Origin of the sequence: Polynucleobacter sp. Latsch14-2, from assembly GCF_018881925.1 — a bacterium.
Classification (GTDB): domain Bacteria; phylum Pseudomonadota; class Gammaproteobacteria; order Burkholderiales; family Burkholderiaceae; genus Polynucleobacter.
In genome coordinates, this window is the sequence record NZ_JACVPL010000015.1 from 14,303 (window position 1) to 30,630 (window position 16,328).

Annotated in this window: 1 protein-coding gene; it reads left to right on the top strand. The window is 50.0% G+C overall.

Features of this window, described 5'->3' with window-relative positions; all coding sequences use genetic code 11:
* Positions 1-97: 97 nt before the first annotated feature.
* A partial coding sequence (locus ICN46_RS10730; protein ID WP_216208590.1) for a beta strand repeat-containing protein occupies positions 98-16,328 on the top strand: 16,231 nt, incomplete at its 3' end.

A 16,328-nucleotide genomic window follows, 5' to 3' on the forward strand; every position in this document is an offset into this window, starting at 1 on the left:
TTTAAAGGATATTTGAATATATCCAAGTGGCGCTTGGTAAAGATATTACTATCACCCATTATTCTAATTGGGTGATAGTTCGCCCAAATTTCTCGTAATGAGCAGCAAACGCAAGACCCCCTCCAAGCGGTCTGTGCAGGCACAAGTGCCTGAAGCTCAAAACACACGCCTGGCCAAACTGGTCAAGGTGGCGAATGTTGTCACCAATTCCTTTGATATCAAAACCTTCCAATGGATTGCCGCTGTTGTTTTTGGACTCGCTTTGGATGCTGAGCGTGCACAAGCAGCCCAAGCTGCAGGTGACCTGCAGTCTGAGGATGGAGCATCCCAGGCTTCTGGCTCGGACCAAGCCGAGAGCGCTGTTGCTGAAAGCACCGGCGATGACGGGGCTAGCGCCTCAAGGGATGATGTCCGCGCTGATGCGCAAGAGGACGCAAGACCGATTCACCTAAGTCCGCGTGCAGAGATGTTGTTGGCACAAGTTGCCACGGCTCCTCTCAATGACTCGCTCGATTCGCTGTCACAGCTCAAACAATTTTTTGCGGATTGGTTCACAAAACATCCAGCGCCAAAGGTCAGCGGTTCTGATGTTGCTGCAGGCGTTGATCCAGTTCTCACTCACGACCAGGCGATTACACAGGCGATAGAACGCGCTGCGGTTGAGTTCACCACAACACCTGGTTCTGGTGGCGCTGCAATCACCATGACAGAGTTGCGCGAGATGTATCCGCAACAAGCGGGCAGTGGTGGCGCGCAATTAGCCGACTTCAACTTACCGCTGCAATTTGCTAACGAAGCTGGCGGATCTGATCTCACACGCTTTGCAGAAAATGCGCCGAACCTCGGGGAGATGGGTAACGGATCTGAGAGTGGTTTTGATCCGATGTATCTCACGGGGTTACTCGGTGGACTAGCTGGCGGTGGCGGTGGCGGTGGCGCGGCCGCAGCAGTAGCTTTGGCGGAAACTGCTGGTGTAGGTGCTGCAGCGTCATCGAGTGCTGCTATTGCTGGCGCTGCAATCGACGGTTTGATTCAGGGCGCTACCGTTAACTTGCAAGCATTTGTTGGTGGTAAATGGGTAACCGAATTACAAACCACTACTGACGCAACTGGTGCTTACGGATTTGATTTAACGAAAGCCGCAATAACCAACGCTGCTCAAGTTGCTGAAATCAATGCAGCAAAAGCAATCTCTGCTTCGAACATTCGCGTGGTCGTTGAAGCGGGTGGTTACGACCAAAACACAGGCCAACAAGTTGGTCAAATGGTTGCCGGTGCAAACATCCAAACGCTTACCGGAAACCAAACTGCGAGCGTAGCAGCCATTACTCCGTTGACGATGGTCTTAGCTTCAACAACAGCGATCACCGAGGATCAACTTAAGGCGCAGTTAGGCATCACCGGCGTTTCAGACCTGAGCACCTTTAACCCAGTTGCAGCAATGAGCTCAAGCAACTCTGGTACGGTGCAGTTAGGTCAAGCGGTCTTTACGATCCAGCAAACGATGTACACCTTGATTCAGAGTGCTGCTGCTGTGCATGCGGGCGGTGGAGTTGTTGGTGCGGATGCGCTGACGAGTGCACTGAGTTCCGTAGTAGATGCCATCAGCGCCAATATTGCGAGTGGCGCAAGCAGCATTACCGTGAATGCGATTACTGCATCGGTGATTGCGGAAGAACTTGGGTTAGATCCTGCTAGCACGCAGGCGACCACCATTGCCAACGCGATTATTGCAACCAATAACTCAGTCAGTTCGTACTATTCGCATTTAGCCAGCGCTTATCAAACGCTTGCTCAAGATCCGTGTGATGTGACAGCGCAAAGTTGGATTGCTGGTGCAAAAGCTGCTGCAGCAGTTTCACAAACAGATTTGATTGCTGCGGTTGATAGCTACCTCAATGGCGCAACTGCAACGATTGATGTGGCGGCGATTACCAATGACATAGCGGTGCAAGCGAGCAGCATGCAGCAGTTGCTGGCTTTGCAAGGCGCAACTGTTACCGCTGCTACCAGTTCATTTGTTCCGGTCTACCTCGTATCGCAAGTGATCAATGAGTCTGATGGCGGATTAAACGACGGACTCGCAAAAGGCATTCTGGCAAAAGATGCTGCGGGCAATATCATTGCCAATGGCAACACGATTCAGTTGACGGATATCGCTAGCGAGATTAGCCAGGTTTCCTTGGCGGAGTTGATTAAGCTCAATGTTGATTCGATCACAGTGCTTGGCACCAATACCAAGATTGAACTATCACTCCTCGGTAATGGCTTAACGACAGTAAATTTGGCTGCGTTTAATGATGGCACCCCATTGTTCGACGCTAGCAAAGTTTCCGTTACGCTGAAAGTTGCAAGTCAAGCACAGTTCAACCAAGTGGTTGCCAATATTGCTTCGCTTGAAGCAGATGGTATCTACGGATTTAAAGCTACTGCCGGAACCCTGACGATTGATGCGGCAACTGCATTGCATTGGATTGATCAAGGCGTGCATTTCAGCAGCGGATCTTTTGTAGCTAATACCGCAACCGAAGTGACTTACGATCAAGCAAAACTGCTTGCGGGCGCCGGCGTTTCTCTAGCAGCAGGTACCGTCATTGACGCATCAGCAGCAACCTTAACGGTACAAGATGCGCTTTCGATCATCAACAGCGGCGCAACCTTTACTGCTGATAGCAGCTTGCCACCGACTTTGAGTGTGGCCTTGCAGACTAGTGATCTCGTTGGTGGTGCCACCACAGTTGAGGCTAACCTTCTTAAGCTGGCTAATGCGGGTGTTGGTTTTGTTTTCCCAACGACAGGCTCATTAACTGGTAATGGCGTTGCCTTTGCTAATGGCAAGTTGACACTTTCCAATCTGAGCTTGAGTCTTGCGGATGTTCAGCATTTGCAAAATGCTGCGATAGCTGGTGGCTTGAGCTTTAGCAATACGACTGTCACGATTACTAAGGCCGATTTAGATTCCATCATTGCGGGTAATGCTTGGGGTAAACAGTTTATTGCCATGGGCGTTAAATCCTACGCAATGGCCAGCGGTACGCTGATCACATCAGCTGAAGCGAATGCCCTTATCAACCTGAATTCAAGCGTCAATATTTCTGGTGCGCAGTTAAGTGATACCGGTATGTCGGCAACACAAGCCGGTTACTTTGCATCTCATGGCTTAACTCCACCTGCAGACGTAACTTTTGATTTGGGCTACGCTGAGACTGTCGTATTTACTGATAGTGGATCGTTCAAGACGCCAATTACGGTTACTTATGCATTTGATCCAACACTACCGATTCTCTCGGCTAGTGATTTACTGACAATGGTTTCTAAGGGCGTGAACTTCACCAAGTTCGCATCTGATGGCTTCACTCCTGCATCACGCTTTACTCTCAGCGCTGCTGATGCAGCCTTTACTTCTGGCAATAGTGCAGCGAACAATCTGATCACTTTGGTGAAAGCGGGCTTAACACTTACTGCGGGTAGTGACTTCGCAGGTTTATCCAACGCAAGCTTGACCCTAGCAAACGCCAAGTTGCTGCTAACCGCTTCTGGCAACACCATTTTTGCTAACGATCACAGCAATACGATTCAACTTTCCAGCGCCGATTTAACGGGTGCGCAATTTACTGGCACAACATTGCCGGCATTGACAGCTTTGGCTGCACAACACGTAGATGTCATCAAACCTATTTCTGGTCTAGTGACGCAAGCGCAGGTTGATGCGATTATTGGCGCGGTAGGTTCAAGCGTAAGCTTTACATCCAACACCATCTTGCAGTTGGTAGATACGGCTGCTGTAGATGCTGCAGTGGCTGATGCCGCTAACTTTGGTGCACTTGGTATTCACATTGCGAACGTTGGTACAAGTGGTCTGAGTTTCAGTGAAGTACAAGGCCTGATCGGCAAAGGTATTACCTCGGTTAATGCCGGTATCACCTTACAAGTCTCCGCAACAGATCACATTGAGAATGCATCGCTGAGTACCTTGCGTGCTATTTCTGCAATGGGCATTACAACGGTGTCTTCTGCTGGTGGTGCAATTCCTTATGCAGAAATCAATGCACTTCTGACTGCAAATCCATCGATCACATTTGCGCCGAACACAACTGTCGATTTGGCTGGTCAAACAGTATCGGTATCGATGATTGCCAACTTGAGCAGCATGGGCTTGCAACTGAGTCTGCCGCCTGGCACCACGATTACGGCTTCTACCTTAAGTTTGAGCGACGCCTATTCGATGGCACTCAAAGGCTTGGCATTTAGCTCTGGTAGCAGTACTCCGATTCAGATCGATGCTGGTTTATCTGATGGTTCAGCAGGTACGGTTAGCTTAAGTCAAGCGCAAAAAGTCATTGCTTCGGTCACGAATGCTCATGGCAGTGCGCAGTTTGTCAACGGCGTTCTCAAAGTGACTGGATCAGATTTACAAACGATTGCGACTAGCAATTCTGCGAGTGCTTTGGCTAATGCAGGTTTAACCACCTTACAAGCTAACGGTAATCTCACGGTAGCACAAGCTTCTGTGGTGATTGGTAATGGCCTTACCTTTGCTACAGGCACTACCATCGTCGATCGCGTGGTGGATGTCAATTCATCTAATGCTGTCAATGCCTTTGCTTTAATTGCGAAGGGCGCGACCTTTAGCGGCACGATGGCGAGCGTCAGCTCGACAGCAGTACTCAATAATTTATTAAGCACCAATACTAGCGGCAGTCTCAATCTCGACGTTCTCAAGGCTGCCGGTATTAGCACCCTGTCTTTGAGTGGTACAGCAACGAGCGTCTCACAAGCCTTAGCGAAAGCCATTTATGCTGATGGCGGCATCACTCTGGTTGGTGGAACCATTGATGCGGCTGGTGGATTAACGGCTACTGATAGCGTGGTCTATGCCAACCTCGGCTTGACGATCCCCCCTGGAACACCACTGATCGTGACAGGTAATACGATCAGCTACTCCGATGTGATGGCATTGGCTAATAAAGGGGTTTCGATTGCTGTCGATCACTCTCCAGGAGTAGGTAGCCAGATCAATGTCAGCTTGGCATCTAGCGATAAGTTGACGCTGGCGCAAGTACAGAAAATTCTGTCAATTGGTAGCACCAGCAATGCATTCCACTTCAGTGGACCTGGTGGCGCTGGCGCAACCTTAAGTCTTTCTGCCAATAACAGCGACTTTGCAAGCTTGTTTACCGGCGGCGTGGATCTGGGAAGTATTGCTAATGCTGGTATTGCACAAGTTAAATCGGCTACTGGCTCTTTATCTCTGACCTTAACACAAGAGGTAGCGCTCAATAATGCGGGGATTGGTTTTGCTACAGGCGACACCGTGCAGATCCAATTGCAAAATGTCACCGGCAATACCTTGGCTGATGTAGTGACTGCTGCACAAAACAATGCCTTAGCTGCCAATATTTTTATCAAAGCTGCTGGCGCTACTTTAACCGTGAGCGCCACTCAAGCTGATGCCTTAATGGCTGCTCGTGTGTCCTTTGTAGCAAACGATTTAGTGACTCTGAAACTCGATGCTGGTAATAGCAATGCCTCAATCCTGGATTCACTCTCACAACTACAGACTTACGCTTTAAATGGCGTCGATCAAATTGCGGGTAGTGCAGGGACCTTAAGCATCAACTTTGCTGAAGCGCAAAACATCAGCAGAGCCATGCTCAAGTTTGCTTCTACTGATGCGGTAACCGTACAACTCTCCAGCTCCGGTGTGTATGACTTAGGTTTGCGTGATACGACGATTCAGAGTTCAGCAACACTGCTCGCCAATCTCGGCGTTACCCAACTGCAAGCTGCCAGCAGTAGTCTGACCTTAACCGCTGCGCAAATTGCCGACATTACCGGCATTGGTGTGCCAGGCATGAGCCTCACGGGTCTAAAGTTCCTGGCGACTGATCCTGCAGGAGAGGCTGTCACGATTACTGCTCAGGCCAACTCGCCAGATGATGTGAGCTACCTGATCAATAACTCAATCACCTTGCAAGCTGATGGTATTTCGCAGATTTCTTCCAGCACTGGTACCTTATCTTTAACCACCAGCCAAATCACGACGCTGATTCAAGATGGTGCTAATGCCTTAGCGATTGCGCCAGGTACTTCGGTACAGCTGCAGATCAACAACAACTCAGATCTCAGTTACCTCACCAGCCACGCAGCGGCGATTACGGCATTTAATGTCACCAATGTGTTTGTGGCAACCACAGTCACATCATTTACCTTGGCGCAAGCAGAGGCTCTGGTTAATACCTCAGGACTGTATTTCACGAACGGTATTGTCAATATTTCGCCGGAGGATTTAACGACTCTGGAAGCCTCTGGTTCTGCGGGAGCAGCAGCGGTAGCAGCAGCAGCAAAATTGGTGAGCCATGGATTTACGCAGTACCTCTTAGGCGGTAGCGTCTTTAACTCCACTCAAGCGGCGCAGCTCTTATCGATTCTCAATCCGACCGGTGCGGATGGCGTGAAGGTTACCGGTGGTTTGGTCACAGACCTTGCCGACTCTTTAGCAACGGCTGGATTTAAATCGGCCGATGGTTTGCTCCTCGCCGATACGATGAGCTTGGCAAGCTTCCATGCCGATGCAACCCACTCTTACAACTTTGCCGTTGATGCAGCCACCGGACGTTTACAGATTTTCCTGACAGGTTCGCCAACCGGTACGCCAGTGAGCTACATTCTGCCTGCCTCTACAGGTGTCACGAATGTAACCTTTACTGGTAACTTGCCGGGCGCGAGTGCAGCAAGCATTACGACGCAACAGTTTGGTCAGTTAGCAGGGCTGACGGGTAACCACTTGGTCTTTAGTACTACGTACCCGATTTCGCTTTACCTCTCACCAAGTGATCTAAGTGCGTTAAGCACCCTCAATGCTGCTTTGTATCAGTCTGCTGGTATTGCAACTGTCCTTGCCACAGCAGGCACCGTCTCGGTAGCACAAGCACTCACATTGCATAACTTGGAGTTTGGTTTTGCTAAAACCACCACGCTCACCGATACCTCAATTTCTTATGCAAATTATCAGACCCTGGTTCGCGATAACTTAGCGTCTACCGACTTAGTAACAAATTACAAGATCCCTGGTCTGAATGTCACCCTGGCTGCTGGCACCAAGATTAGCGATACCAGCTTAAGTCTGAGCACCTTAAAAGGCTTGATTGCTTCGACAACTTTAGATCTGAGCTCGGTCAAGGTTTCAGATGGCGTCATTTCTTGGCTCGATGCGAAGACGCTACAAGGCAGTGTGGACTTGTCGACCACGACCGTCAGCGGTGCACTGTCGGCGGCAGATGCCAAGTTGCTGCTCTCTAGCGTGCAAGGTTTTGATGCCAGTACACGTTTATTAGATTCAACGATTGCTTTAAGTGATGCCGTTGCGCTTAATGGTCACATTCCTTTGGGCAGCGTGATTATTAGCGGCGCACTGGGCACTGCTAATACGGTGAGCTTGGCCAATCTGACCAGCATCATGAGTAACAACCCCAGTGTGCATATTGGTCACGCAAGCTTAGATATCTCTGCTACTGGTGGGGTAGTGCATTACAGCGACATCACCACCATGCAAGCGGCGAGTGATTCTGCTAGCCCATTGTCTTTTAATAAATCGAATGTGGCGCAAGTCAGTGTCCAGCTTGACAGCGGCAATACCAACTTAGGAACCATCGTCGCAAACGCGAGTACTTTGGCCGGCTTGGGTGTTAACCAAGTGATGGCAGCAAATGGCTCCTTATCATTGACCTTTACTCAGGCTTTGGCAATCACTGGCGTAACGACCAGCTCGAACCCAAGCGCTGCAGTGCCATTGCTGAGCTTTGCCACAGCCGACTCCGTGACGATGAACTTAGGGCAGGCTGACGTTCCCGTAGGATCAGGAACCGATACCGCCGTGGTGAACTTCGAACATGAACTAGCACTGCTAGCAAAAGCGCACGTCGATACCATTCACGCCGCTTCAGGTTCTCTTAGCCTCAATGTCGCAGTGTTCCAAGAAATTCGTAAAGATGGTTTTGGTTTTGCTAGCGGTGATCAGATCACCATAGTCGATACCGCGAGCAATCTGACAACCGTTATCAGTAATGCCGCCAGCTATGCTAGCCAAGGTGCAAGTAGCATCTTCGCTAGCGATGGTTTAAGCCTGTCATTAAGCAGTTTCCAAAACCTCACCAAGAGCTTGAGCATTACTAGTGGTCAAAGCGTCGCTGTTGCCTTTGGCGATAGCGATCTGGTTTCCTTAAGAAGCAATATCAGCGCACTCAAGACCTTGGGCATGAGCTCGGTGATGGTGAACACCACGACGGCTGCGCAGCACTACGCTCATGAGTTAGCGCTCTCAGATATCAATTTAATCATTAATAGCGGTTTGAGCATATCTGGTGGAGGCAGTCCTGTCGTCGCAGCGGTCAGCCTTAGCGAGATGGGCAGCATCACGACTTGGGCACCCAGTTTGATTGCCAATGGTGTCAAGCAATTTGATTTTGGTGCGAATGTTTTATCTGCCGCCCAAGCGCGGGCAGTGATCGCCAATATTGAAAATATTTCTGGTACTACTGTTCAAGGTCACCCAACGGTGATTGCTTTAAGCGCTAGTGATCAAGCCTATTTTGTCTCTCAAGGCTTCACGGTTGGTAACTTAGCAATTGCCGATAGTTACAGCAGTTTAAGTTTGGCTTTAAGTACTGCGGCTAGCCAGATTCTGGTGCCTGATACCCAGCCCAAAATTACGATTACGGTTTTAGATTCAGAAAAACTCAGCCTAGCGAACTTTGACACACTCAATAGCGATGCTGCTGGTGCAATTACCTTTAAGGCGCAGAGCGGTGGCTCACCCGCCTTAGCGCTCAATGCATCTGACTGGTCAAAACTAACGGGTTCTGAAGTCAGCGCTTTAGTCGCCTCAGGTATCACCACCGTGAGCGCAAACTCTGTCAGCGTAGCGCAAGCCAAACTGCTCATCGGTAGTGGCTTAAGTTTTGCTAGTGCAGTGACGCTAACCGATACCAGTGTTGCGCTGGCCGATGTGCAAGCCTTGTCGGTCCTCTCCAATGTCGCTTATGCCACCGGTGCACGTTTATCCGATAGTACGATCTCGATGGCCAATGCCAAGACGCTCTTGGCTTATGCCGGTGGTGCTGATGCCGGTCTGCTGGGCGGTACGACCAAGATTAGCGATAGCGTAGTCACTTCTGCTGATGCGATTAACCTGCTATCGACTGCGGGAGTTAGTAGCAGTATCTTTAATATTGCGACGCGGATTAGCGATAGCACGATCAATAGCAGTGGAGCGCTCACTCTTGCCGGTAAGGTCAACTTAAGCAGTGCGAGTGTGACGGGTACGGCAAATCTCACTGCTGCCGATGCAGTGACTTTGGCTAGCGCAGTCAAATCCTTTGGCGCTGGCATCACCGTAACGGGAGCGATCTCGGTTGCGCAAGCCAATAGCCTAGTTGGCAAGCTGAGCCTGACTGGTGCTACTTTAGAAAACCCCGACTTCAGTGCGATTACTGTCAATGCCAGTGATGCTTTAAACCTCTTAGGTAAGGTGGGCATGGATACTGGCCATGTCACTTTAGCGAATCCAACCGGTACCTTGTCTCTTGGCTTAAGCGATACCTTAAGCCTGATTGCTAGTGTGAAATTGCCTGCAACGGGATCGGTAGTGATTACCGGTAGCCCAACAATTGCTCAAGCAGAAAATCTAGTCAGCCTTTCTAAATTAGCGAGCACTGATCATCTCTCACACGTTTCTTTTGTGAGCGCGACAGGTGGAGTGGCAAGCCTTAACACCGCTGCAACCGGCGGCATCAGCACAATTAATGCTAATGACTTTAATATTCTGACCGCCGCTAATCTCAAATTTGCGAGCGCTGATTCGGTCACGCTCAGAATTGATCCGAATTCTGCCACTGCACCTACTGGCGTAAACGAGCTCACTTGGGCTTTATCGGGTGGCAAGCTCTCGACGGTTGCTGCTGCTGGTATCGACACGCTCAATATTGCCGGCAGCGCGAGTACGATTTCATTGGGTAATGCGCTGTCATTAGCAAGTAGTGGACTGAACTTTACGGGCGCCGCACTCTCAACCAGTTTTAATAACACTGAAGTCTTAGGCAGCCTTGCACAAGCGCACGATGACTACATCACGCTGACCGGCGCTAATATTGCGGTGAGCAATGTGGTGCTAGCCGATCAAATCAGCTTGTCGCAAGCGATTACTTACGCCGATGCGAGCACCTTGGATGGTAGCAACCATGTCGCCACTGGTAAGTATTTATTAGCGGCCACTTTAAATGGCAAGGTCACCATCACTGGCAATGTCAGTGGTTCGAATGCGATTACGCAAACCGAAGTAGACCACTTGGTAGCGCAAGCCAGCAATCAGATCCAGTTTGCCAATACTGTTGTTCTGAATGCTACGACGAGCAATCTCACCGATAGCAGTTGGCTCAATGGCACTTGGACTAATGACCATCTTTTAGGAATTCAGAAGGTAGCGATTGGTTCTGCAGTGACCCTCACCGCTACTCAAGCCGACACCTTGGTCGCGAAGGGTCTGGCATTCGCGAGCACCGAGAGCTTAACGGTTGGTGGCATTGCCAATACCGTGAGCACCGATGTGCTTAACAGCTATGTCAGCTTAGGCGCTAAGACGCTCAGCTTCTCCGGTAATTTAGGTTTATCTGCTGCAGAGTTGGTGGCAAGTGATGGCTTTACTGTCACAGGTAGTAATGTCACCGTTGATGCCAGCGCAGGTCTCACCCAAGATCAGTACGCTAGCCTGAATAACGCTGGCTTTACGGTTACGGGCGCCAGCTTTACCGGCAGCCTCACCAATGTTTCGGGAGCGAGCGCACTTTTATTTGCTGCTTCACGCGGTGCTGGTGAGACGGTTACCTTGGCATCCGGTCAGACCATTACCGTTGATGAGACTACCTATGAAAATTATCTTGCTAATAGTGGGCCGCTAACCAAGATCACCAATCTGTCCTCGGCCCAAATCATCGTCACGGGTGTACACGCTAGCAATATTGCCGGCATTATGGCTGCTAGCAACATTAAGAGCATTGCAGTAGTCGATAGCGCATCGAACCTCTCGACTGCTTTAGCAAGTGCCGCCCCAGGTGCAGATCCACTCTCACTCAATATTGCCAAAATTAGTAGCATTACTGGTGATGGTACGGCGCTGACCTTAACTGCCGCTGAACTGGCCAACAGCACAGTAGCGACTGTTCTGGCAAAAGTAGCAGGCTCACTCACCTATAACGTGACCGGAGTTACGGCAAGTAATGCGGCTAGCTTGGCATCGACTAATAGCAAGGTCATTGGTATCACCGTCAGCGATACGGCCAATAATATTGCGACGAACTTTAATAGCCTGCAAAGCATTAGCGGCAGCAAGCTTACTGCGATCGCAGTAAGCGATAGCGCTCAAGTCAACCTTAGCTACTCACAGTGGAATGCGGATCCTAAACCACTAGCAGCATTGCATACCGCTGGTGCCAATATTGGCGTGACCGGTGTCTCGGTTGCCAACTTAACGGCGGTCTCAGCAGATAGCTCGGTTAAAGCGATTACCTTGGCCGATACGGTCAGCAATATTCAGAGTGGCTTGGCTACCGTGCTGGCTCATGATGAGTATATTAGTGCGGTGAGCTTGAGTGGTGGCTCAAGCCTGACGCTCAGTCAATCGGATTGGAGTGCTAATAGCAGTCTCTTTAACCAATTTGTTGCTGCTAATCCTAGCTTTAAATTTAATTTGACGGGCGTGTCAATCAGCGATGCGATTAACACCTATCACGCGACCCTAAGTAATAGTATTGGCACCGTCAGCATCAGTGATAGTGCAGCCAATATCCGTAGCTTAATTGGATCGCCTAGCCAGTTGCTGGCGATCCAGAACTTAGGCGCAGGTGTTTCTGGTATCACGATGACGGGTACGCCAGATGCTAGCCCAATCACCATAAGCGCTAGCTCAGTAGCGAGCTACGGTGACGTACTTTCTCTGATCGGTGGTGGCAGCATTACCTACGATGTGACTGGTGTGACTGCAACGGGCGCATTGACCCTCGTTGGTAACGCCGCCATTGCAACGGTGGAGATTAGTGATAATGCTGCCAATATTGCTAGCAAGTTTGATAGCTTGCAGTCAGCGCTCAGCGCAAGGTCGGGTAGTGCACCGACTATCAGCTTTGCTCTGACAGTAAGCGACAGTACGCCAGTCGCGTTGACCGCTGCGCAACTTACTAGCGATAGCGCGCTGATTAGCAAGTTAGCCGACACAGGAATTACCTATAGCGTGAGTGGTCTGAGTGTTGCCGCCGCTACCGGTAGCCTGCCAGCCCACATCGCGCAGATGACAATTAGCGATACTGCGGCGCGCATTACAGCCAGCGCTACTGCGCTCAATAGCTTAGGTAGCAAGCTAGCGAGCATCACCATTAGTGATAGCAACCCGATTGCGCTGACGCAAGCACAGTACCAAGGCAGCCTCCCCAATTTAGTCACCGCGCTTGGGGCAAGCGCTAACTACACCTTATCTGCAGTGGGCGCAGCCAGTGCCGATGCGCTCTATAAGAACTCGCACATCACCAGCATCGCAATCACGGATACCGCTGACAATATCAACGCCAAGCTAAGTACTTTGGCGAGTGATATTAGCAAGATCACGACCATCACGGTGAGCGATGCTGCGAGCAGTCCAGTAGAAACCATCAGCTATAGTGACTTTACCAATGCCGCTAATCAGGCGGTATTGGCCAAGTTACCAAGCGCAGTCCACTTTGCAGTGACGGGCGTAAGCTCTGCCAACCTGGCAAGCACGATCACCAATAGCGCAGTGTCTTCAGTCACAGTGCTCGATTCCACTGCGAATATTCAAAGTGCGCTTGATAGCCTACAAGCCAATGCGCTGAAAATTAGTGCGATCAATGCCAGCGATAGCGGTTCGCTCACGATTAGCTTAGATCAGTTAACGAATGATGCAGCAGTTCTCTCTAAACTCAATGCTGGCATTACCTGGAATGTCACTGGCTTTAGTGCCGACGGTACGGGTAACAGCATTACCTTAACGGCAGCGAACTACACCAAGTTACAAACTGCTTTAACGGCGCTAGAGGCAAAGTATCCAAACGCCCATATTTATGTCACCCCAAAAACAGTTGCCTATAGTGACTATGTAGCAGCGACCACAGCGATTTCTGGGGATAGCCAGGCAAGCGTCAAGATTCCTAATGCGCCAAGTGGGGCTGCGGTCACTTTAAGCCTGGCCGACTATCAAGATGCTGGGCACGCCAGTTATGTGACTGCAGTGGAGTCAGCCAGCTATAGCGTCAACGTCCAAGCCGCCTCGAGTTCGTCTGCCGATTACACCGCGGTTGTGAATGCCATTAGCGCCAATAGTGACAGCCACGCCAGTGCGGTTATCCCGGCAGCTGGGGTAGGGGCAACACCATATACATATATATATAGTGTGTATTCCGGTGGAGCAGGGTACATTTCAGCCCTAAAAGCAGCTGGATACCAGTTCAACGTCACTGGCGCCACCTATACCCAGGCTACTTCACTGTTCAGTGATGTTAGTGTCAACTCGGTCTCTATCGCTGATAGCTCATCAAATGTGGCTGCTGGACTGGATAACCTGCAGGCTCATTTAGGGCAAATTGGCGCGATTTCCCTAAGCGATGGTGATAAGTCAGTTCTCACCGTCAATGCTGCAACCGCAAATGGTGATGCTGGGGCGATTGCCAAGATTACTGGAACTGCCAATATTCAGGTAGCTGATAGCCTGGCTAATGTTCTGGCCAATAAAACAGCTATTAGCGCTCTAGGCTCTTCAATTACGGCAGTAAATGTTTCGTCTGGCACGATTGCGACTAATTTAGCTAGTGCAAACTTGGCCAGCGCCCAAACTGCATTCGGTAGTAAGTTGCACATCGCAATTAGCGATAGCGCGGCTAATGTTGCCGCCAACTTAGATGCTATTAATACTGCAGCAAGTAATATTTCTGCGGTAGTGCTAAATGATGTCAGCACCTTAAGCCTTTCTAGTGCTAAAGCAGTTGCAGACACTGCAGCTCTTGCGAAGATCTCTGGCTCTTACACGATTGCAGTTACCGATAGCTTTGCTAACGTACAAAGTAATGCAACTAATTTAGCGGCGCTAGGGAGCAAACTCACTAGCGTCACTGTGAATGCAGATTCAATTGCAAATAATTTAGGCTCTGGTTTATCTGCAGTTGAGACGGCATTGGGATCTAAGCTTCATATCAGCATTACTGATAGCGCAAGTAATGTTAAGAGCCATCTTGTAGATTTGGCAGACAGCACTGTTACTGCTGTTACGCTTACTAATCCTAGCACCAGCTTGACCTTGGCCGCATCTGATGTGGGCTCATACAGTAGTGCTCTGAATAAGATTGCCAGCTATAGCGCGACAGTCTCTGACAGTTTGGCCAATGTCTTAAGTAACAAGACTGCCATCGCTGGTTTGGGCTCTGCTATTACTGCAGTTAATGTTTCTGCTGGAACCATTGCCACCAATTTAGACGCCAGCAACTTAGCTGCTGCTAAGACAGCATTTGCAGATAAACTACATATTGCAATCAGCGATAGCGCGGCTAATGTTGCTACCAACTTAGACGCCATCAATAGTGCTGCAAACAATATTTCAGCAGTAGCGATTAGCGGCGCTACTAGTTTAAGTCTGACATCCTCGCAAGCGGCAAACGATACTGCCGCCTTGGCAAAAATTTCAGGCTCGTATTCAATCAGCGTCAATGATAGTTTTGCCAATATTCAGGCCAATGCCTTAAAACTAGCGGCTTTGGGAAGCAAGTTATCAAGCGTAACGGTCAATGCCGATACGGTTGCTAATAATTTAGGTTCTGGATTGTCTGCGGTTGAATCAGCGTTAGGGTCTAAGTTACATATCCAGATTGCCGATAGCGCTGACCATATTTCGGGCAGCCTCTCTAGCTTAAATGACACTGCAATTAGCACAATTACTCTGAGTGATCCAAGTTCAAACTTGGTGCTATCAGCAGGGCAGGTAGGCACATACAGCAGTGTTCTTGCCAAAATTGCTAGTTATAGCGCAACAGTATCTGGAACGATTACTGATGTTGCCAACAACATTACCCCGATCAGTAATCTAGGTAGTTCAATTGTTCAGGTGAATGTTGGGTCAGATACAGTTGCTAATAACTTACTTTCCAGCAAGTTCAGCACAGCCGTAAGTAGCTTGGGTACAAAACTACAGGTAGTTATTAGCGATACCTTGGCTAACATCACCAATAATGCAACAACAATCAATAGCAATATTGCAGAAATTAGTTCCATAAGCGCTACTGATGGAGCTAGCAGCACAGTCACATTAACCGCCGCCCAAATTGCAGCGGATACGAATCTACTGGCAAAACTCGGCGGTACCTATCGGTTAACAGTTCAGGATACGATAGAAAATATCAACGCAGATCTTGCGCAGCTTGAAGATCTAGCAAAACATGGGCACATTGATCATGTAACGATTAATTCAGATGCAGGATTACTTGCTGATCCGGGCCAAGTAGCAGTCTTAGCCTCCGAATTGAATGGGGCAGTAGTCAATACATATGTAACACCGTCAGCGACACCAAGTGCGACACCGTCTGCAACGCCTTCAGCTACACCATCTGCGACACCGTCTGCGACTCCAAGTGCAACGCCTTCAGCGACTCCAAGTGCCACACCTTCAGCGACACCGTCTGCAACACCAAGTGCAACGCCGTCAGCTACACCAAGCGCTACACCGTCTGCAACACCAAGTGCAACGCCTTCAGCTACTCCGTCTGCGACTCCGAGTGCGACACCTAGTGCAACGCCTTCAGCTACTCCGTCTGCGACTCCGAGTGCGACACCTAGTGCCACACCTTCAGCGACACCGTCAGCTACGCCTTCAGCTACTCCAAGTGCGACACCAAGTGCGACACCTAGTGCAACGCCTTCAGCTACACCAAGTGCGACACCTAGTGCAACGCCTAGTGCAACGCCTTCAGCGACACCGTCAGCTACACCGTCTGCAACTCCAAGCGCTACACCGTCTGCAACTCCAAGTGCGACACCAAGTGCGACTCCGTCAGCTACTCCGTCTGCGACTCCGAGTGCGACACCTAGTGCGACTCCGAGTGCGACACCTAGTGCAACGCCTAGTGCAACGCCTTCAGCGACACCGTCAGCTACGCCTTCAGCTACTCCGAGCGCGACACCTAGTGCGACACCGTCTGCGACACCAAGTGCAACGCCTTCAGCTACTCCGTCTGCGACTCCAAGCGCTACTCCGAGCGCGACACCTAGTGCGACTCCGT